The sequence below is a fragment of the Nocardia ninae NBRC 108245 genome, from assembly GCF_007990755.1.
In the GTDB taxonomy this organism is placed as follows: domain Bacteria; phylum Actinomycetota; class Actinomycetes; order Mycobacteriales; family Mycobacteriaceae; genus Nocardia; species Nocardia ninae.
The window spans coordinates 15,435-34,236 of the sequence record NZ_BJXA01000058.1 but is presented as its reverse complement, the minus strand read 5'-3'; the positions used below and the strand labels follow the sequence as shown (position 1 = coordinate 34,236).

19 protein-coding genes are annotated in these 18,802 nt (G+C 68.3%); 4 read left to right on the top strand and 15 right to left on the bottom strand.

Translation table 11 applies throughout. The annotated features are described in order from the left end of the window. Window positions 1-85 precede the first annotated feature (85 nt). From NN4_RS31420 to nadA, 5 genes are all read right to left on the bottom strand, one after another. Window positions 86-1,087, bottom strand: coding sequence for an alpha/beta hydrolase family protein (locus NN4_RS31420; protein WP_147139033.1), 1,002 nt, complete (start codon window positions 1,085-1,087; stop codon window positions 86-88). A gap of 530 nt (window positions 1,088-1,617) precedes the next feature. After that, complete coding sequence (locus NN4_RS31415) at window positions 1,618-2,619, bottom strand: alpha/beta hydrolase family protein (protein ID WP_147139031.1); 1,002 nt, start codon at window positions 2,617-2,619, stop codon at window positions 1,618-1,620. Between the two features lie 102 nt (window positions 2,620-2,721). After that, window positions 2,722-3,582, bottom strand: coding sequence for a carboxylating nicotinate-nucleotide diphosphorylase (gene nadC / locus NN4_RS31410; protein WP_147139029.1), 861 nt, complete (start codon window positions 3,580-3,582; stop codon window positions 2,722-2,724). 96 nt (window positions 3,583-3,678) lie between these two features. Continuing rightward, window positions 3,679-5,286 (bottom strand): L-aspartate oxidase, encoded by a 1,608-nt coding sequence (locus NN4_RS31405; protein ID WP_147139027.1) that lies wholly within the window; start codon window positions 5,284-5,286, stop codon window positions 3,679-3,681. A 49-nt stretch (window positions 5,287-5,335) separates the two neighbouring features. Beyond that, on the bottom strand, window positions 5,336-6,394 hold the full coding sequence (nadA, locus tag NN4_RS31400; protein ID WP_147139024.1) for a quinolinate synthase NadA: 1,059 nt from the start codon (window positions 6,392-6,394) through the stop codon (window positions 5,336-5,338). A gap of 76 nt (window positions 6,395-6,470) precedes the next feature. Here nadA and NN4_RS31395 point away from each other — a divergent pair, with 76 nt between their 5' ends. After that, window positions 6,471-7,229 carry an NUDIX hydrolase gene (locus NN4_RS31395; protein ID WP_147139022.1) on the top strand — a complete coding sequence of 253 codons (759 nt, stop codon included), beginning with the start codon at window positions 6,471-6,473 and terminating at the stop codon, window positions 7,227-7,229. 6 nt (window positions 7,230-7,235) lie between these two features. Here the strand turns inward: NN4_RS31395 and NN4_RS31390 are convergent, their stop codons facing one another. The 5 genes from NN4_RS31390 to bioB form a co-directional block, all read right to left on the bottom strand. Further along, complete coding sequence (locus NN4_RS31390) at window positions 7,236-7,418, bottom strand: hypothetical protein (protein WP_147139020.1); 183 nt, start codon at window positions 7,416-7,418, stop codon at window positions 7,236-7,238. A gap of 139 nt (window positions 7,419-7,557) precedes the next feature. Further along, window positions 7,558-8,091 (bottom strand): DUF1353 domain-containing protein, encoded by a 534-nt coding sequence (locus NN4_RS31385; RefSeq protein WP_147139018.1) that lies wholly within the window; start codon window positions 8,089-8,091, stop codon window positions 7,558-7,560. Between the two features lie 93 nt (window positions 8,092-8,184). Next, the gene (locus NN4_RS31380) at window positions 8,185-8,832 is read right to left on the bottom strand and encodes a DUF2567 domain-containing protein (RefSeq protein ID WP_147139016.1); all 648 of its coding nucleotides are present in this window, start codon (window positions 8,830-8,832) and stop codon (window positions 8,185-8,187) included. Window positions 8,833-8,852: 20 nt separating this feature from the next. Further along, window positions 8,853-9,062: a biotin synthase auxiliary protein BsaP gene (bsaP, locus tag NN4_RS31375; RefSeq protein ID WP_107655216.1), complete on the bottom strand. Its 210-nt coding sequence runs from the start codon at window positions 9,060-9,062 to the stop codon at window positions 8,853-8,855. A 26-nt stretch (window positions 9,063-9,088) separates the two neighbouring features. Further along, a complete protein-coding gene (gene bioB, locus NN4_RS31370) occupies window positions 9,089-10,102 on the bottom strand; it encodes a biotin synthase BioB (RefSeq protein WP_135235944.1) in 1,014 nt (337 codons plus the stop codon). 217 nt (window positions 10,103-10,319) lie between these two features. Between bioB and NN4_RS31365 the strand changes: the two genes are divergently transcribed. Beyond that, the gene (locus NN4_RS31365; protein ID WP_135235943.1) at window positions 10,320-10,904 is read left to right on the top strand and encodes a TetR/AcrR family transcriptional regulator C-terminal domain-containing protein; all 585 of its coding nucleotides are present in this window, start codon (window positions 10,320-10,322) and stop codon (window positions 10,902-10,904) included. 78 nt (window positions 10,905-10,982) lie between these two features. Here the strand turns inward: NN4_RS31365 and NN4_RS31360 are convergent, their stop codons facing one another. From NN4_RS31360 to NN4_RS31340, 5 genes are all read right to left on the bottom strand, one after another. Next, the gene (locus tag NN4_RS31360; RefSeq protein WP_147139014.1) at window positions 10,983-12,332 is read right to left on the bottom strand and encodes an LLM class flavin-dependent oxidoreductase; all 1,350 of its coding nucleotides are present in this window, start codon (window positions 12,330-12,332) and stop codon (window positions 10,983-10,985) included. Next, the gene (locus NN4_RS31355; RefSeq protein WP_186818722.1) at window positions 12,329-13,081 is read right to left on the bottom strand and encodes an ABC transporter ATP-binding protein; all 753 of its coding nucleotides are present in this window, start codon (window positions 13,079-13,081) and stop codon (window positions 12,329-12,331) included. The genes NN4_RS31360 and NN4_RS31355 overlap by 4 nt, the downstream gene beginning before the upstream one ends. Beyond that, on the bottom strand, window positions 13,057-13,917 hold the full coding sequence (locus NN4_RS31350) for an ABC transporter permease (RefSeq protein ID WP_147139012.1): 861 nt from the start codon (window positions 13,915-13,917) through the stop codon (window positions 13,057-13,059). The genes NN4_RS31355 and NN4_RS31350 overlap by 25 nt, the downstream gene beginning before the upstream one ends. Continuing rightward, complete coding sequence (locus tag NN4_RS31345; protein ID WP_147139010.1) at window positions 13,917-15,011, bottom strand: ABC transporter substrate-binding protein; 1,095 nt, start codon at window positions 15,009-15,011, stop codon at window positions 13,917-13,919. The genes NN4_RS31350 and NN4_RS31345 overlap by 1 nt, the downstream gene beginning before the upstream one ends. Before the next feature lie 63 nt (window positions 15,012-15,074). Beyond that, the gene (locus NN4_RS31340; RefSeq protein WP_147139008.1) at window positions 15,075-16,244 is read right to left on the bottom strand and encodes an alpha/beta fold hydrolase; all 1,170 of its coding nucleotides are present in this window, start codon (window positions 16,242-16,244) and stop codon (window positions 15,075-15,077) included. 484 nt (window positions 16,245-16,728) lie between these two features. Between NN4_RS31340 and NN4_RS31335 the strand changes: the two genes are divergently transcribed. Further along, window positions 16,729-17,760, top strand: a complete 1,032-nt coding sequence (locus tag NN4_RS31335; RefSeq protein WP_147139006.1) for a FecCD family ABC transporter permease — start codon at window positions 16,729-16,731, stop codon at window positions 17,758-17,760. Beyond that, complete coding sequence (locus NN4_RS31330) at window positions 17,757-18,761, top strand: ABC transporter ATP-binding protein (protein ID WP_246181182.1); 1,005 nt, start codon at window positions 17,757-17,759, stop codon at window positions 18,759-18,761. The genes NN4_RS31335 and NN4_RS31330 overlap by 4 nt, the downstream gene beginning before the upstream one ends. Window positions 18,762-18,802: the final 41 nt, after the last annotated feature.

Below are 18,802 nucleotides of genomic sequence, written 5' to 3'. Positions count from 1 at the left end.
TGTCTCGGGCAGACCTGCATCGCGCGCTGTCGCGAAAACCCAGCGTCGACAAAGCTTCCGATGATCCGCCGGGCGCATGACTTGCTCACCGCGCGCAGGTGCCACCCGGGGGTGGCGGCGGAGCGGTATCGACACCGACGAGCACGTTGGTGACGTAGTCGCGCGCCGCGCCATCCAGCGGCTCCAGCCCCTCGGCCACCCGCTCCACCACGCAGATGCCTTGCCGCCAGGTGGGTCCGACGTCGTGCACGCCGGGCTGGATGCTCCCGTCGGTGCCGCGGTCGGTGACCACCGTGTACATCGAATACGGCTTACCCGCCGCCATCAAAGCGTTCTTCAGATCGACCGAATGCTGGTACGGCACATCCACATCGAAGATCCCGTGGATCAGGAAGGTGCGCTGGGCGTCGATCTTCGGCGCGAGCGCGACCAAGGAACGGTCGGTGTAGGCCTGCGGGCACACCTGCGGCGTGCAACCACCCGCGTCGCGTTCGATCTGCGCGCGCTGCGCCGGGAAGAACGCGCTGGTGAGGTTCCAGTAGTCGACGATGTTCGTCGGCGCGAACGCATCGATCCAGTAGTCGAACAACCCGGCGGGCCCGTTCGCCACCGCCAACCCGGCCGTCATCCCACCTTGGCTCCACCCCCACAGCACGGTCTTGCCGATCGACGGATGCTCGGCCTTGTACTGCTGAGTGATGGCCACCGCGTCCTGCCAACCGGCCCACGGGTTGAACTCGCCGGGCTTCCACACGCTGTTCTCGGCGCGCTGATCCAGCGTCACCAGAGCCGCACCGGTACGCCGGGCGATCCCGGCCATCACGTCGGGATAGGAGGCCGCCGTCTCGCTGTACCCGTGCACCGCGACGATCAGACTGCGCGGGGCCAGGTCACCCGGATTACACCGGAACGGCTCATAGACCCGCCCGGTCGCCACTTCCCCGTCGACGGTCGCGGCGATCGACTGGACCGCCACGTCCCCGGCGCACTCGGGCTCGGCGGACGCCGATGGTGCGGCGAGCCACGATGCGGCCAACACGGTCACCATCGACAACAACCACGCAAGGGAGCGACGGCCAGCAGTCATCGCCGCATCGTACCCAGCTATGGCAAATGCTCGGCTAACGGCAGACGAGGTGGCCGTCGGCGCAGAGTCGGGCACATCACTCGGAGTACCAGCACAGGTCGGCGGCGTGGCTGTGCGAGGTCGGCACCGGTCCGATACGCCACGGCGGCCTCAGGTGCGGCACGCGCAGAGCGGTACTCGCCGTGGTTCGACGCCGACGACAGGTCACACCGCGCATATCGCACCCGGTGGCGGCGCGGGGCCATCGACGAATACGCCGGTGTCGCATGCCCGCAACCCACCCGGCACCAGGTCAAACCACAGATTGCACCCGGCTGCGTAGGCGCAGGCCGACGCCCGTGACGCGCACCCGCAAGCCGCCCGGCCATCAGATCGAGCCACAGGTGACAGCCAGCGGCGTGGGCGCGGGCTGACGCCCGTGACGCGTACCCGCAACCCACCCGGCCACAGGTCAAACCGCAAGTGGCACCCCGCGGCGTAGGCGCAGGCCGACGCCGGTGACGCGTACCCGCAACCCACCGGCCATGAGATCACCCCGCGCAGGTTGCACCTGGCGGCGGCGCGGGCGCGGTATCCACATCCGCCAGCACATCCGTGACGTACTCGCGGGCCGCCCCGTCCATCGGCTCCAGATCCGTGAGCACCCGCTCCACCACGCAGGCACCTTGGAACCACACCGGACCGATCCAGTGCGTACCGGGCAGCACGGCACCATCGGGTCCGCGACCGCTGACGATTGTGTACATCGAATACGCCTGCCCCGCCGCTGCGAGCCCGACCTTCAGATCGAGCGAATGCTGGTACGGGACAATCGGATCCGCGGTGCCGTGCACCAAGAACACGCGCTGGGCGGTCATTTTCGCCGCGAGCGCCGCGGTGGAGCGATCCGCATACGCCTGCGGACAGACCGAAGGTGGGCAACCACCGGCATCGCGTTCGATCTGCTGGATTTGCGGCAGACCCAGCGTGTTCCCCACATTCCAGTAGTCGACAGTATTCGAGGGCCCCGCGGTATTGACCCAATAGTCGAACAGCCCCGCGGGCCCGTGCGCCAATGCCAACCCACTCGTCATGCCACCTTGGCTCCACCCCCACAGCACGGTTTTACCGACCGACGGATGCTCCTTCTTGTACCACTCCGCGGTGGCCACCACGTCGTGCCAACCGGCCCACGGATTCCACTCCCCCGTCTTCCACACACTGTTTCCGCCGCGCTGGTCCAACGTCAGCAACGCGGCACCGGTGCGTCGCGCGATCGCGGACATGACATCCGGATAGTCGGCGGCCTTCTCGTTGAACCCGTGCACCGCGAGGATCAGACTGCGCGGCGCTTGGTCGCCGGGCGCGCAGTGGTACGGCTCGTAAGCCCACCCGTGCGACTGCTCCCCGTCGACGGCGACAGTGATCGGCCGCATCGTCACGTCCCCCGCGCACTCGGGTTCGGCCACCGCCGAGGGCGCGCCGACCGAGGAGAGCGCAAGGGTTGTCACGATCGACAGCAACGCGGCAACCACGCGATACCCGCCGTTCATCCCGGCATCGTGGCACGGGCGCACGCGATCGTGTTGCGCAACAACGGTAAAGCGATGAAGACGAGACGACACGCCTGTTGATCGGCGCCGGAGATCGTTCCGCTACATGTCGAGGCCGAGGTCGAGCACGCGGACCGAGTGGGTCAGTGCACCGACAGCGAGGTAGTCGACACCGGTCCTGGCGTAGTCGGCGGCCACCTCGAGAACGAGCCCACCGGAGGATTCCAGTTTTGTCGCCGGCGCGGCCGCGTTGCGGCGTTGCACGGCGGCCTGGGTCTGCCACAGCGGGAAGTTGTCCAGCAGCACGAGTTCCACGTTCTCAGCCAGCACGGCATCCAACTGCTCGAGACTGTCGACCTCCACCTCGCAGGCGATATCGGGAGCCAGCGCGCGAACGGCGCGCAACGCCTCGACCACCGAACCCGCCGCGACCACGTGATTGTCCTTGATCAGCGCGGCGTCACCGAGACCCATGCGGTGGTTCACCCCACCGCCGACGCGGACCGCGTACTTCTGCAACGCGCGCAGCCCGGGCAGGGTCTTGCGGCTGTCCCGAATCTTGCAGTCCGTGCCCGCGACCTCGTCGACCCAAGCGGCGGTGGCGGTGGCGATGCCGGAGAGGTGGCAGACCAGGTTCAGCATGGTCCGCTCCGCGGTGAGGAGCCCGCGGGTCGGGGCGACCACGGTGAGCACGGATTGTCCCGGCGTCACCCGGGTTCCGTCGGCGACCCGCCCGGTGACCTCGTACTTGCCCGCGCCGATCACCTCGTCCAGCACCAGCAGTCCGACATCGAGCCCGGCGACCGTTCCCGGCTGCCGCGACACCACGGACGCCTTCACCACCGCATCGGCGGGCACCGTCGCCGCGGTGGTGACATCCGGCCCGTAGCGCAGGTCCTCATCGAGCGCGGTCCGGATGAGCGCGACCACCTCGTCCCGAGCCAACCCACTGTCCAGACCCATCAACCTCTCCTCTACTACTCACGCGCGAACGCTTTTCACTGAGGTCGAGCGGCACAGGGCGAAAGCTGCTGTGCCACTCGGCTCAACGCCGGGATGTCATCGGTCGAGCTGGGGACGCCCCTGTTCGTCCAGAACCACCGACCTGCTGCGCCGGAGCCGGTCGTCGGACTCCGGGTAATCGGATCGGGTATGGCAGCCGCGACTTTCGGTACGGGCCGCCGCCGCGAGGAGCAGGGTTTGCGCCGTGAGGGTGAGTGCGGCGTCCTCGATTTCGGCTATGCGGTCGGCGATTACCGGCTCTGCCGTGTCATCCGCCGCAACACCGTCGAACGAGACTGCGGCAGACACCGTTTCACGTTGCGTCACCGCATCTTTCATGCGCTTGATCGCCTCGTCCAGCCCTGCCCGGTCCCGCACCACCGAGGCGTGCTCGGTCATCAACTGCTGCAGCACATTACGATCCGCACGTTCGGCAACCCTGGTACGGACGTCGGTAACGCGGACTCGCTCTCCGAGCCGTTCGGCCGCGGCCGCCCCGACTCGCTCACCGACCACGAGACCTTCGAGCAAACTGTTGGACGCCAACCGGTTCGCCCCGTGCAGTCCCGTACGGGCCACCTCGCCCGCCGCGTACAGACCGGCGACCGCCGTTCGACCGTAGGGGTCGGTCACCACACCGCCGCACTGATAGTGCGCCGCCGGGGCAACCGGGATCAGATCGATGCCCGGATCGATACCCGCGGCCAGGCAGGACGCGGTGATCGTCGGAAACCGTTGCGCGAACCCGTCGATCGCCCGTGCGTCGAGATAGATGTGATCGGTACCGAGGGCACGCATCCGCGCCGCAATGGCCCGCGACACCACATCCCGAGGTGCCAGATCCCCGCGCGGATGAACCCCGGCGGTCACCGAATCACCTGCGGAGTCGACCAGAATGCCGCCCTCACCGCGCACGGCCTCACTGATCAGCGGACGCCGTCCGAGTCCACCCGGCGTGTACAGCACGGTCGGATGGAACTGCAGGAATTCCAGATCCGCCACCGCCGCACCCGCCCACAGCGCGAGCGCGACTCCGTCGGCGGTCGCCCCCGGCGGGTTGGTGCTGAGTGCGTACAGCTGGCCGAGGCCACCGGTCGCCAGCAGCACCGCGGGCGCGTGCACGACCCCGAAACCCTTGTCGGACACCGCGAGTACGCCCTGCACCCCGGCGGGGCCGGGGAGGATCTCGCAGGCCGCCGCGCCGAACAACACCGGAAGCCCGGCCGCGTTCAGCGCACGCTGCACCTCCGCGCCGGTGGCGTCGCCGCCGGCGTGGATGATCCGCCGGGTGCTGTGCCCGCCCTCGCGGGTCCGCGAAATCTGCCCGTCCCGGCCGAGATCGAAGACCGCGCCGAGATCGGTCAGTGCCGCGACCGCGGCCTGCCCGCCCTCGACGATGGATCGCACGGCCTCGACGTCGCACAGCCCGGCACCGGCCTCGACCGTGTCGTGCACATGCGATTCGACCGAATCACCATGCGGCGCAACGACGGCGATCCCGCCCTGGGCGTACTGCGTCGACGTATCGGTGGCACCGCCCTTGCTGAGGGTGAGCACCCGCAGCCCGCGTAGCGACGCGGTGCGCGCCGCCGTGAGACCGGCGACGCCGCCGCCGATCACCACCAGATCGGCCTCGGCCTCCCAGTCGATCGACACCGGAGTCATCGGCCCGTGCCTTCCTCGCCGACCACCGCCGTTACGGCAGGGGTCGGCGTCATTCACCACCGCCCGGATTGCCGATCTCGATCATCCGCTGCACCGAGTTACGGCCGCGCGCAGCGGTTTCCAGGTCGACGTGCACCTCGTCCTTGCCCTCGACCAGGCAGCGCAGCAGCGCCGCCGGAGTGATCATCTTCATGTACTTGCACGAGGCCCGGTCGTTCACGGCCTGGAAGTCGACGCCTGGAGCGGCCTTACGCAGCTGGTGCAGCATGCCGACCTCGGTGGCGACCAGTACCTGGGTCGCCTGGCCGCGCTGTTCGCGCACCTGCTTGGCCGCGTCGATCATGCCGCCGGTGGACAGGATGTGCACCCGGTCGGCCGGGAACGCGCCCTCGCCCGCCAGGTACAACGCCGAAGTGGCGCAACCACATTCGGGGTGCACGAACAGATCCGCGTCCGGGTGGGTGCGCGCCTGCTCGGTCAGCTCGTCGCCGTTGATGCCCGCGTGCACGTGGCACTCGCCTGCCCAGATGTGCATGTTCTCCCGGCCGGTGATCCGCTTGACGTGCGCGCCGAGGAACTGATCCGGCAGGAACAGCACCTCGCGGTCCGGGTCGATCGAGGCGACCACGTCGACCGCGTTGGACGACGTGCAGCAGATGTCGGTGAGCGCCTTCACCTCCGCGGTGGTGTTCACGTACGACACCACCACCGCGTTCGGGAATTCGGCTTTCCAGGAACGCAATTCGTCCGCGGTGATGGAGTCCGCAAGCGAGCAGCCTGCCCGCTGATCGGGGATCAGCACGGTCTTGGCGGGGCTGAGGATCTTCGCGGTCTCGGCCATGAAGTGCACGCCACAGAACACGATGGTGTCCTCGGGTGCGGCCGCGGCGATCCGCGACAGTGCCAGCGAGTCGCCGACGTGATCGGCCACGTCCTGGATCTCCGGCAACTGATAGTTGTGCGCGAGAATCGTCGCGTTCTGTGCGCGGGCCAGTCGCTTGACTTCCTGCGCCCACTCCGGGGTTGCTTCGACACCGGTGAACCCCGACGGCCCGTCGAACACCTGCCCCATCAGCGGAGGCGCTAGTTTCGCACCCATCGTCGCCATGATGGCTCCCTTCGTCGTGCGACCGACTCCTCCGCCGATTCGCACCAAACCAGGTTTTCGACTTATAATCGAAAACGTGGCCCATAGTAGCACTATCCACGAATCGCTCACCGCGGTGTTCCAGGTTCGCCGCTTCCCCGCGAACATCGCCGCAGGTCCCAGCCCTGCCGACGTCGGAAACGGGGTTATTGGTCGCTGCCCACCTGGGCAGCGGACCGAATTGGCGGTGCTGCTGTGGGAGCGCGCGCTCGACCCGCAGAAAGGCACCTGGTCGCTACCCGGCGGCCGTTTGCGCGACGACGAGGACCTCGACACCTCCGCGCGTCGTCAGCTCGCCGAGAAGGTCGATGTGCGCGAACTGGCCCATCTCGAGCAGCTGTCGGTGTTCAGCGCCCCGGACCGGGTGCCTGCGCCGCGCCGCATCGCCTCGGCCTATCTCGGACTGGTCCCGCTCACGGCAGACCCACAGCTACCCGGCGACACGGCCTGGCATCCGCTCTCCGCGCTGCCGCCGATGTCCTTCGACCACGGCACGGTTGTCGAGCACGCGCGCACCCGTCTGGCCGCCAAGCTCTCCTACACGAATATCGCCTTCGCACTCGCCCCGGCCGACTTCACCATGTCCACGCTGCGCGAAATTTATTGTGCGGCACTCGGTTACGACGTCGACACCACGAACCTGCAACGAGTCCTCACGCGCCGCAAGGTGATCACGCCCACCGGCAAGACCCGGGCCCCCGGCCGCGCGGGCGGTCGCCCCGCAGCCGTCTACCGCTACACCGACTCCGGCATCCGCGTCACCGACGAATTCGCCGCGTTACGCCCGCCGACCTGACGAGACCTATTCGACGCTCGCCTTGCGATGCTTACTCCCCCGCCGATACCGCCGCTTGTTCGCCACCGGTTGCGCGGCACTGCTGCGCCGCAACGCATCCCGCCGCCGCCAAGCGGCCAGATCCGCCCGCTCACGCACCTGCTCGGCGGGCAGATCCGACGCTGTCCCCACCCTGTTGTTCTCGTTCATCACCGGACCTCCCTTCCATAGCCGGGCCAGCACAAGCTACCCCCACCCCCAACATCGCCTCCACTCAATTTATGCCGCCCTACCAGGCAGCACATCATGGTGCACAGCGAAGCGGTGGAAGTGCCACGGCGAGAACGGCTCAGGCGGTCTTCATCTGCGGCTGCGGCGGCGGGGTGGCGGTGCGGGCGAACACGCGCGCCAAGCCCCAGAAGATCAATTCCACAAACCAGAACAGCACCAGGAACACCTGGACGACGATCACCGGGATCGCCAGGAACAGCACCGACGGCACGGCGATCAGCACCCAGATGACGACCGCGCCGAAACTCGCGCCGCGCAGCCTGCTGGCCAATCGCACTGCGGCCCACATCATCCAGTACCGCGGCACCGAGACACCGAGCTCACGCAGGCAGCGCCGGAAGATCCCGTCGGCGTCGGCGATACTCACCTGACGGGTGTCGCGCAGGTAGTCGTGCAGGATGGCGGCACGGGTGTAGGCGCCGTAGCGCGGCACGAGCCAGACCAAAGCCCGTGGCACCGAGGCGAAGTCGGTACGGAACCCGGCCGGGATCACGAATTCTTGGGAATCACCTTGATAGACGAGGGGTTCGACCACCCGCCAGAACTTGGCGTCGATCTCCTCGACAACCAGCCCGCTACCGACGAACGCCACGACTCGTTCCTCTCTGAACGCACAGCGCATGCCACCATTCTAGGTTTTTTCGGTACGCCGGTGCCGTCCCGCGGGCAACGGTTCGGACAACGCTCAGCGGCGGGGACGAGTCTCCGGCATCGAACCGGAACCGGCCTCGGGGGCCGGTTCGTAGCCACGGTAAGGCATCGGGGCACCGCCCGCCGGGTACGACGCGGCACCGTATGGCCCGAATGCGCCTGCCGGGTCGAACGATCCGGACGGCACGGCGGTGTTGTTGCCCAGATCCTCCGAAGAATTCAACGCGGCGAGGAACAGCACGAGCAGTGACGCGATCAGCGGCTGCACGATCAGCGCGAGCCAGGTGCCGACTTCCGTCGGCAGTTCGACGATCTGTCCGAGCGGCGGATCGTCCGGCCGCGGGTGCGCCCACTCGGCGACCTGTTCACCCAGCCGCGCCATCACCACGGCGCCGACGAGCGAGCCGAGCAGGAGACCGATGGGCAGCAACGGCCCGCGCGCCGCCCGCCACCGCCAGGCGGCGACGGCGGTCAGCAGGCCGACGACGGCCGCCAGACACACGAACATCGCCACACCGTCGAACTGGTGCACGCTCTCACCGGTCAAGACGGCGCCGCGGCCGGGCTCGACCACGAACAGCTGCTCGGTCGGCGCGAGCAGTCCCCACCCGACGCCGACGACCGCACTGACCAGCACTACGGCCAGCGCGATCACCGCGGCCGCGCGCGCCTCGTTCCGCATTCCGCTCCGCAGCGCCTGCACTAGCGGCGTTCCAGACTGGTCGCGTCGATCACGCCGTGCCGGGAACACTTGGCCCACCAGCCGTCGGGACTCACCTGCACGACCATCCGGCGACCGCACTGCTCGCAGAAGCGCGGCGGCTCCAATCCCAGCGCGGCAGCCGCGGGCACGGCGTCGTCGAGGCCGGGCACGATCCGTTTGCCGGTGAACGGGTTGTAGCGCTCGTCCATAGGCAAGACCTTACTCATGGGGGCGCTCAGAGGGTTTCGTTGAGCGCCTTGATCGGCATCTTCAACTCACCGAGCAGATCGAGATCCGCCTCGGCGGGCCTGCCGAGGGTGGTCAGGTAGTTGCCGACGATGACGGCGTTGATGCCGCCGAGGATGCCCTGCTTGGCGCCGAGGTCGCCGAGGGTGATCTCGCGACCGCCCGCGAAGCGAAGGATGGTGCGCGGCAACGCGAGCCGGAACGCGGCGACGGCGCGCAGCGCGTCGGCGGCGGGCAGCACCTCGAGGTCGCCGAAGGGCGTGCCGGGGCGCGGGTTGAGGAAGTTCAGCGGCACCTCGTCGGGCTCCAGCTCGGCGAGGTTCGCCGCGAATTCCGCACGCTGCTCCAGCGTTTCGCCCATGCCGAGGATGCCGCCGCAGCAGACCTCCATGCCCGCCTCGCGGACCATGCGCAGCGTGTCCCAGCGCTCCTCCCAGGTGTGCGTGGTGACCACGTTCGGGAAATGCGAGCGCGAGGTTTCCAGGTTGTGGTTGTAGCGGTGCACGCCCATGGCCGCGAGCTGGTCGACCTGCTCCTGGGTGAGCATGCCCAGCGAGCACGCGACCTGGATGTCGACCTCGTTGCGGATCGCCTCCACGCCGGCCGCGACCTGCGCCATCAGCCGCTCGTCCGGCCCGCGCACGGCGGCCACAATGCAGAACTCGGTGGCACCGGTCTTCGCGGTCTGCTTGGCCGCCTCGACCAGACTGGGGATGTCGAGCCAGGCCGCGCGCACCGGCGACTGGAACAGGCCGGACTGCGAGCAGAAGTGGCAGTCCTCGGGGCAGCCGCCGGTCTTCAGGCTGATGATGCCCTCGACCTCGACCTCCGGGCCGCACCACTTCATCCGCACGTCGTGCGCCAGGGCCAGCAATTCTTCGAGGTGTTCGTCGCCGAGGCGGAGCACCTCCAGGGTCTGTTCCTGGGTGAGTCCTTCGCCGCGGTCGAGCACTTGCTCGCGGGCGAGCGCCAGGATGGAGAGGTCTACGGGGGCCTGGGTCACTGCACGAATCCCTTCGTTCGGCCGAGGTGGCCGTGCAACTTGAACGGTGTTCAGGCTAGGGTAGACGGGACAGTGAGTCAAAACACTGCGGGCCGGATGATCGACCGTGCCGTGGCTCTCATCGACCACCGCGGCGCACCAGCGAGCGACCCCGAGGCGGTAACCTGCGAACCACGAAGGGGCTGGCGACGCCCCCTCGGACAGGGAAGGAAATCGGGTGCAACTGCACAGAGCGGACGTGGTCGACGGTGCCATCGCGATCCTCGACCAGTACGGCCTCGCCGACCTGACCATGCGCCGCCTCGCCGGCTCGCTCCAGGTCCAGCCGGGCGCGCTGTACTGGCACTTCCCCAACAAGCAGGCACTGCTCGGCGCGGTCGCGGACAAGATCCTGCTGCCGATGGACGAGCCGATCGTCGCCACCGAATGGTCCGGCCAGATCAGCGAATTGGCGCACCGGCTACGCGACTGCCTGCTCGCCTACCGCGACGGCGCCGAATTGGTCTCCGCCACTTACGCATCACGGCTCACCACGAGCAAGGGCCGGGAACGCATGGCGGGCGCGGCCATTCGCGCAGGCATGCCGCGCCACGAAGCCGAGCTCAGCTCGTTCACCCTGCTGTACTACGTCCTCGGCCAGACCGTCGACGAACAGTCCAGGATGCAGATGGAATCCGCCGGCGCCCTGCCCGACGACGAGACCCCCCTCGACGAAACCCCCGACCCCACCGCACGTTTCGACTTCGGCCTGCAACTGTTCATCGCAGGCGTCCGCCACCTGCTCGGCACCCGAGTGCGCTGAGCCGCACACTTTTCGAGTTCCTGCACACGGAATCGCATGCGATTCTGTGTGCGTCTCGACAGAAAGTGTGCGGCTGTTCTAGCCGGCCAGCGCCGGTTGCGCGGCGGTCCGGCCTGCGGGGCGGGGCAGACCGAAGTGGTCGCGCAGTGTGCTGCCGGTGTACTCGGTGCGGAACAGGCCGCGCTGCTGGAGGATCGGGACGACGGTCTCGGCGAACATCTCCAGACCGCCCGGGTAGTACGGCGGCATCACATTGAAACCGTCGGCGGCGCCGTTGCGGAACCACTCTTCGATCGTGTCGGCGACCTGCTCAGGGGTGCCTGCGAACACCCGGTGACCGCGCGCACCGGCCAGCTTGTGCAGCAGGCCGCGCACGGTCGGCCGTTCCCGCTGCACGATGCCCGCGACGACCTGGAGCCGGCTGCGGGCGTTGTCGGTGACCTCGCCCGCGTCGTCGAACAGATCCACCGGGACCGCCTCGTCCAGCGGGAGGTGACGCAGGCTCTTGCCGACGATGTTCTCCAATTGCGTCAGACCGTATTCCGGCACGGTGAGCTCGTTGAACTCGCGCTCGAGCCGCTTGGCGGCGGCCTCGGTGTCGCCGATGAACGGGCTGATGCCCGGCAGGATCTTGACGTGGTCCGGGTTGCGGCCGAAACCCAGTGCCTGCGCCTTGATGTCGGCATAGAACCGCTGCGCGTCCTCGAGCCGCTGGTGCGCGGTGAAGATCGCCTCGGCGTACTTACCCGCGAAGGAGCGGCCCTCGTTGGAGGCACCGGCCTGCACGAGCACCGGGTACCCCTGTGGTGTGCGCGGCGCGTTGAACGGACCACGGACACTGAGGTGTTCGCCGACGAAGTCGATCGGGTGGATCTTGTCCGGGTCGGCGTACACGCCACTCGCCTGGTCGAGCAGGATGGCGTCGTCCTCCCAGCTGTCCCACAATGCGACCACAGCGTCCACGAATTCCCGTGCCCGCGCGTAACGTTCGGCATGGTCGGGATGCTTGTCGAGGCCGAAATTGGCGGCGGCGAGGTCGGTGCCGGTGGTGACGATGTTCCAGCCCGCCCGGCCGCGCGAGATGTGGTCCAGCGTGGAGAACAGCCTGGCCAGGTTGTAGGGCTCGTAGTAGGTGGTCGACGCGGTGGCGATCAGGCCGAGATGCGTTGTCGCCGTGGCGATGGCGGTGAGCAGGGTAATCGGCTCCAGTCCGGAGCCCGCGTTGTGCTTGACGTTGGTGCGCAGCGCCGGTCCGTCGGCGAAGAACACCGCGTCCAGCTTCGCGGCCTCGGCGGTGCGCCCGATCTGCTGGTAGTAGTCCACGTCGTAGATCCGGCCGGGCTGACTGTCGGGATGCCGCCAGGCGGCCTCGTGGTGGCCCGACGGGTAGATGAACGCGTTGAGGCTGAGCTGACGCGGAATACTCATGAGGCTTGCTTCTCTTCTTCGTGGAGGTCGTCGGCGCCGACGCCGAGGCTGGCCAGCAGCAGGGCGCGGTGCCGGATGAAGGCCGGATCACCGTGCCTGCGTGGACGTTCCAGATCGATCCGCTGGTCGAGGGCGATTCGCCCCTCGTCGAGCACGAGGACACGGTCGGCGAGCAGCAGCGCCTCATCGACATCGTGGGTGACCAGCAGGACGGCCGGCTTGTGCCGCGCGCACAGGTCTTGCAGCAGCACATGCATCCTGATCCGGGTGAGCGCGTCGAGCGCGCCGAACGGTTCGTCGGCCAGCAGCAGTTCCGGCTCCCGCACCAGCGAACGGGCCAGCGCGACGCGTTGCTGTTCGCCGCCGGAAAGTTCCCTGGGCCAAGCCTTTTCGCGACCGGCCAGGCCGACTTCGGCGAGTGCGGCCCGCCCGCGCTCGGCGGCGCCCGGCCCGCGCAGACCGAGGATCACGTTGTCGAGTACCCGGATCCACGGCAGCAGCCGGGAATCCTGGAACACCACCGCACGTTCGGCCGGAACCGTCAGTTCGCCCGAGCCGGGCACGTCGTAGTCCAGTTCCGCTAACGCACGCAGCAGCGTGCTCTTTCCGGAACCGCTACGACCGAGCAGGGCAACGAACTCCCCGCGCGCGATGTCGAGGTCGATGTCGCGCAGCACGACCCGCTCGCCGAAGCCGCGACGCAACGCGCGTGTTCGCACGACGTTCAGTCCCCCAATGTCTGTCGCCATGACAGCGCCTTCCTTTCCACCGCACGCACGGCGAGATCACCGAAAAGTCCGAGCAGGCCGTAGATCACGAGCCCGACCACGATCACGTCGATCTGGCCGTAGGTGCGGGCCTGGGTCATCAGGTAGCCGATGCCGCTGGTGGCGTTGACCTGTTCCACCACCACCAGGGCCAGCCAGGCGATGGTGACCGCGAGGCGAAGTCCGAGGAAGAAGCCCGGCAGCGAACCGGGGAGCGCGATGCGGCGGATGAAGCCCCAGCGCGAAAGCCCTACCGTCTGTGCGAGTTCCACGTACCTGGCGTCGACGCTGCGCAGGTAGGCGTGGGTGTTCAGATAGATCGGGATGGCCACGCTGGTCGTGATGACGAGCAGCTTCATCTCCTCGCCGATGCCGAACCACACGATGAACAGCGGGATCAGCGCGAGCGTCGGAATCGCGCGTTTGATTTGAATCGGACCGTCCACCAGCGCTTCACCGATCCGGCTCAGGCCCGCGACGAGCGCGAGGACCAGCCCGACGGCGACACCGAGGACCAGGCCGTAACCGGCGCGCTGCATCGAGGTGAGCAGGTTGGATTGCAGCCTGCCGTCGGCGAGCAGGTCACCGGCCGTTTCGGCGACCGTCCAGGGCGCAGGAAGGGTCTCCGGATCCAGTGTGCCGGAGGCAGATCCGAGCACCCACGCGGCGACCAGCAGCGTCGGTCCGACAGCAGCGCCGAACGGGATCGGCCGGCCGGGGCCTAGCCGGGGCCGGGTCGGCCTGCGCTTGGCGAGTTCGCGCGCCGGTGCGGCACTGCGCCCGAACTTGTTCCATACTCCGGCGTCCAAGGTGGCCATCAGCGTTCCTTCGGGGCGAACGCGGCACCGCTGGCGGTGACCGCCTCGGTGATCGCGGCGTCGTAGCGCAGGTCGAAGCCGTTGGCCGCCTGCACCTTCTTCGGCAGCTCACCGGCCTTGGCGATGGCGTCGATGGTGGCCTGCTGCCGGTCGACCAGCTTCTGATCCAGATGCGGGAAGGTGAAGGTGCCGAGCGAGTCCACGATGCGCTTGGCGTCCTCGGGACTGACCTTCTGGTTGTCCACGTAATACCTGCGCGCCCACTCTTCCTGATGGGCGTTGACCCACTGGTTCGCCCGCACGAACGCGCCGACGAGGGCACGGGTCGCGGCGGCCTTGGCCGGATCCTGCGCCACCGCGCGGCGGGCATACAGGTAGCCGAGCCCGCCGTAGATGCCTTCGGTCTGCGCGTCCGGGATCAGCGACGCACCCGGAGTACGCAGCAGCCGAGTCACATTCGGCTCGATCAGCGGCGCGACGTCGACCTGTGCGGTGCGCACGGCGTCGAGGAACTCAGCCAGCTGCAGCCGGATCAATTGCACGTCACCGGGTTTCAATCCGGCCTTGTCCAGTGCGCGCAGCACCGCGGCCTGCTGGGCGGTGCCCTCGGCGTAGGCGATCTTCTTGCCCTTCAAGTCGGCCAGCGTGCTCACCGACTTGCCCGGCGCCACCGCGAGTTTCAGTGCGGTCGGGCTGGTTTGGTAGGCGGCGACGATCGGCACGTCCTGCCCGGCGATCAACGCGTGGATCGGTGGCACATCGCCCACCTGCGCGACGTCGGCGGCCTCGGCGCGGAAGGCTTCGAGAATGGCCGGTCCGCCGACGAAATTGGCGAACTCGACCTGGAACGGCAGCTTGTCCAGCTCACCGGAGATCCGGAGCACCGACTGCAGGCGCTCGGACTGGTCGGCGACGATCAGCTTGGTCCCTGCCGGAACCTCAACGGGTAGCGGCGTGTCCGCGGCGACGGGACCGACCGGCTTGTCGTTGTTCGCGCAGCCGGTGAGTCCGAGGGTCGCAACGGTGGCCACGGCGAGCAATGCGGCGGTGGTGCGGCCTTGGCGGCCGAACAGAAACGTGCGTGGTCGGTACATGCAGGGATTCAAACAAGACAAATCCGGCCCGAACACCGTTTGTCGCATGCTGGTTCGAACTGCTCAGCGCGGTGCCGCCGCGGTCGTCTGCGCCCGGACCTGCTCCTGGTATTGCCGGATGAACGGCAGGATCTGCTGGTCGATCACCGTGTTGTATTCGACCGGGCGCTGCATGGGATTGGCATGCCCGGTGTTTCGCGCCTGCACCACCGAGAGCGTGCCGTCCACGCCGCCGACCTGCTCGATCAACACCTGGTGCGAGTACTCGACATCGACCACCCGGTCCCGGCTCGGGTCGCGCGGGCGGATGAAAACGATGGCGGGGCGCGGCTTTCCGTCCACCGGAGCGGCCAGCGCCTTCAGATCCTTGGTCGCGCCGCCCGCCACGATCGCGGTGAACTGCGCCTCGATCAGTCCGTTGCTCGCCGCGTTGCGGGAGAAGATCTTCTCCCGCAACACCTCCCCTATCACCGCCCGCAGCCGGGCGAAGCGGATGCCGGGCGGCCGGCCGTCGCCGCCGTACGAGACGAAACGGTCGCGGCGCGCATAGGTTTCCACGGTCAGCCGCAGCAGGCGGCTTTCCCGGGCGCCGGGCAGCCAGCGCATCCAGCGCACCATGTCCTCGCCGCGGCCGCGGCTCTCCGGGCGGACGGCGTTCAGGTCCACCGGGGTGCAGTCCAGGATCACACCGGCCAGGCGGCGGTCGCTGTCGAGGTGGATGTGTTTGGCGACTTCCAGCGCGATCACCCCACCCATGCTGTGCCCGACCAGCACGATGTTCTTCAACCCGGACAGCTCGGTGGCGCGCACGATCAGGTCGGCGATGACCTTGGTGTCGATACCTTCGTTGTCGTAGCGGATGGCCCAGACCACGCCCATCCCGCGCAGCGCGGGCAGGGCGGCGGCGGTCGCGCTGGCGTCCAGGCCGCCGAGGCCGACCATGTCGACCACCACCGTGTCCCAGTCTTCGGGATCGGCCGGGGCGGCGACGGGCAGGATCGCGGGGTCGGTGCGGGCGAGTCGTACCTGTTCGGGTTCTACGTCGTAGGTGAGGTACTGGGCGAAGACGACCAGTACGGCGGCCAGCAGTACGACCACCCGCAGCACCGCGGACCTGGTCCGACGCAACGTCTTCCACTCGTGCCACAGGCTGGTGTCCCGTAGCCGGGCTTTGCGTCGCGCGTCGTCCCAGTCCGCGACAGTGGACGGGTGCCGGTCATCGAACGGCGACATCTGTCCCACTGTAGGTAAAGAATGTGGACTGTCGCCATTCCACACCTTGCCCCCGCGACGCCGCGAACCCGACCGAACGGTAGAGTTCTGCCGTCAACCCTCGGCGGGTGCGGGAATCCGGTGCAATTCCGGAACGGTCGCGCCACTGTGATCGCCCTCACGGCGAAAGTCAGACCTCCCCTGCCGGGACAACTCTGGAGAGGCCGCGACTTGCCTGTGGAGCACCACCGAACCATGCGCCGGTACGCCCGGCGCATTCCGCAGCCGACCGCCGGTGCCGGGGCGGGCATGAGCGAGCGCGTCAATTGGCAGCGTTCCTGGGGCCTGACGGAACCGACCGCTGGCGCGGGACAGGCATCACGGCCCCCTTGGAGCATGCCGGAACCGAGCGCAGGCGCGGCGGCGGCATGAGCGATCGCAGCGAGCCAATCGTGTGGCAGTGCCCTTGCGGCACGCCGAAACCCAGCGCTGGCGGGGTGGCGGCATGACTCGTGTCCGTGCGGCGATCATCTTCCCTGTCCTCGGGGCCTTACTGATCTGCGCGATGATCCTCGCCACCGGATTCGGTGCGGAAACCTTGCCCGTCTCTTCGGTATTGACGGTGCTGCAACACCGGGTGACCGGGGAGGCGCCCACCGACTTCGGCTTGGACACCATCGTGTGGCAGCTGCGGGTGCCGCGAACTGTGCTCGCCGCGATCGTCGGCGCTGGGCTGGCGCTGGCGGGCGCGGCCATGCAGACCCTGGTGCGTAATCCGCTGGCCGACCCGTATCTGCTCGGAGTTTCGTCAGGTGCGGGCGTCGGCGCGGCTGCGGTCATCACCTCCGGGTTGTTCGCCGGGGCCGGGGTGTGGGCGTTGTCCGGTGGTGCACTCGTCGGGGCGTTCGTCGCGGCGGGGCTGGTGTTCCTGATTGCGGTCATGCAAGGCGGGCTGACGCCGTTGCGGCTGGTGCTCACCGGCACCGTGCTCGGCTCCGGGTTCGCCGCGTTGAGCAGTTATCTCATCTTCCGCCGCCCGGATCCTTCGCACGCCCAGGCGGTGCTGTTCTGGTTGCTCGGCAGCCTCGCGGGCGCCGACTGGACGCGAATCGCGTTGCCGCTGAGCGTGGTAGTTGTCGCGGGTGTCGCGCTGCTAGGTGCGAGTGGCTGGCTCGACGCGCTGACCGTCGGCGGCGATACCGCCGCCTCGCTGGGCGTTCCCGTCAAAGAGCTCCGCATTGCGCTGTTCGTGTTGCTCGCGGTGCTGGTCGGCGTGCTCGTGGCGGTCTCCGGTGGTATCGGCTTCGTCGGGCTGGTTGTCCCGCACGCGGCTCGTCTGCTGGTCGGCCCGCGTCACCGCAATCTGTTACCCGCCTGTGCGCTCTGCGGTGCACTGTTCCTCGTCGTGGCCGACGCCGCCACTCGAATCGTGGTTCGCCCCATCGAGATCCCCGTCGGGGTGCTGACCGGGCTCATCGGCGCACCCACCTTCCTGCTTCTGATGGGGCGACGGCGTTACCGGTTCGGGGAGTCATGAGCAGCAACGAAACTGCCCGGGGCCGCACGAAGCCAGAGCTGAGCGAGGCAGCCGATCGTCGCGTCAACGGCAAGGAACCCACTGGAAGCGGCGTCATGGAAACCTCCGCCGTCGCTGGCGCTGCACAGGGCATCGCCGAAACCACTGGCACTGCATACGGCGTCGCCGAATCCACCAGCACCACTCGAACTGCGCACGGCAGCGTCGAAACCACCAGCACCACTGGGGCATTAGAAGTGCACGGACTCACGTGCGCCGCTGGGCGTCGGACGGTGGTCACTGACGTGAGTTTCGCGATCCAGCCCGGCGAGACGATCGGGATCGTCGGGCCGAACGGCGCTGGGAAGTCGACGCTGTTGCAGACTCTCGCCGGGGTGCGGCGGCCGGTGCGTGGTCGGGTCACGGTGGATGACGAAGTGCTGCACGAGATGTCGTCGCGCCGACGGGCCCGCACGGTCGCGATGGTCGCGCAAGACGAGCGCCCACCCGCCGACCTGCGCGCGGGCGAGGTAGTGGCGCTGGGCCTCACCCCGTACCTGCCGCCATGGGGTGCCGGCTCGCCGCTCGAACAGCAGGCTGTCCAAGAGGCGTTGGCCACGGTGGACCTGACCGGATTCGCCGACCGACCGGTGCATCGACTCTCCGGCGGCGAACGCCAACGAGTGCTGCTCGCCCGCGCTCTCGTGCAGAACACCCCGGTGCTACTGCTGGACGAACCGACGAATCACCTGGATATCACTCACCGCCTCGAACTCCTCGCGCTGACCCGCACCCTGCAACGAACCGTCATCATGGCGCTGCATGATCTGACCTTGGCGGACCGCTACTGCGACCGAATCCTGGTGCTACACAACGGCACCGCCCATCCCCTTGCCGAGCCGGCCACCGCCCTCGCTCCAGAGGTGGTGGACACCGTGTTCGGCGTCCGCGCCCTCCGCGTCCCGCACCCCGAAACCGGCGACCCCCACCTCCTGATCACTCCCCGCGAGGCGGGCCCATGACACGGTGCGCGCGAATCAGTTCACCGCGCACGAATCACCCA

Coding starts and splice junctions, on each gene's coding strand:
- NN4_RS31420 (WP_147139033.1), bottom strand. CDS start 1,087: ATGACTGCTGGCCGTCGCTCCCTTGCGTGGTTGTTGTCGATGGTGACC.
- NN4_RS31415 (WP_147139031.1), bottom strand. CDS start 2,619: ATGAACGGCGGGTATCGCGTGGTTGCCGCGTTGCTGTCGATCGTGACA.
- nadC (WP_147139029.1), bottom strand. CDS start 3,582: ATGGGTCTGGACAGTGGGTTGGCTCGGGACGAGGTGGTCGCGCTCATC.
- NN4_RS31405 (WP_147139027.1), bottom strand. CDS start 5,286: ATGACTCCGGTGTCGATCGACTGGGAGGCCGAGGCCGATCTGGTGGTG.
- nadA (WP_147139024.1), bottom strand. CDS start 6,394: ATGGCGACGATGGGTGCGAAACTAGCGCCTCCGCTGATGGGGCAGGTG.
- NN4_RS31390 (WP_147139020.1), bottom strand. CDS start 7,418: ATGAACGAGAACAACAGGGTGGGGACAGCGTCGGATCTGCCCGCCGAG.
- NN4_RS31380 (WP_147139016.1), bottom strand. CDS start 8,832: ATGCGGAACGAGGCGCGCGCGGCCGCGGTGATCGCGCTGGCCGTAGTG.
- bsaP (WP_107655216.1), bottom strand. CDS start 9,062: ATGGACGAGCGCTACAACCCGTTCACCGGCAAACGGATCGTGCCCGGC.
- NN4_RS31360 (WP_147139014.1), bottom strand. CDS start 12,332: ATGAGTATTCCGCGTCAGCTCAGCCTCAACGCGTTCATCTACCCGTCG.
- NN4_RS31355 (WP_186818722.1), bottom strand. CDS start 13,081: ATGGCGACAGACATTGGGGGACTGAACGTCGTGCGAACACGCGCGTTG.
- NN4_RS31350 (WP_147139012.1), bottom strand. CDS start 13,917: ATGGCCACCTTGGACGCCGGAGTATGGAACAAGTTCGGGCGCAGTGCC.
- NN4_RS31345 (WP_147139010.1), bottom strand. CDS start 15,011: ATGTACCGACCACGCACGTTTCTGTTCGGCCGCCAAGGCCGCACCACC.
- NN4_RS31340 (WP_147139008.1), bottom strand. CDS start 16,244: ATGTCGCCGTTCGATGACCGGCACCCGTCCACTGTCGCGGACTGGGAC.
- NN4_RS31335 (WP_147139006.1), top strand. CDS start 16,729: ATGACTCGTGTCCGTGCGGCGATCATCTTCCCTGTCCTCGGGGCCTTA.
- NN4_RS31330 (WP_246181182.1), top strand. CDS start 17,757: ATGAGCAGCAACGAAACTGCCCGGGGCCGCACGAAGCCAGAGCTGAGC.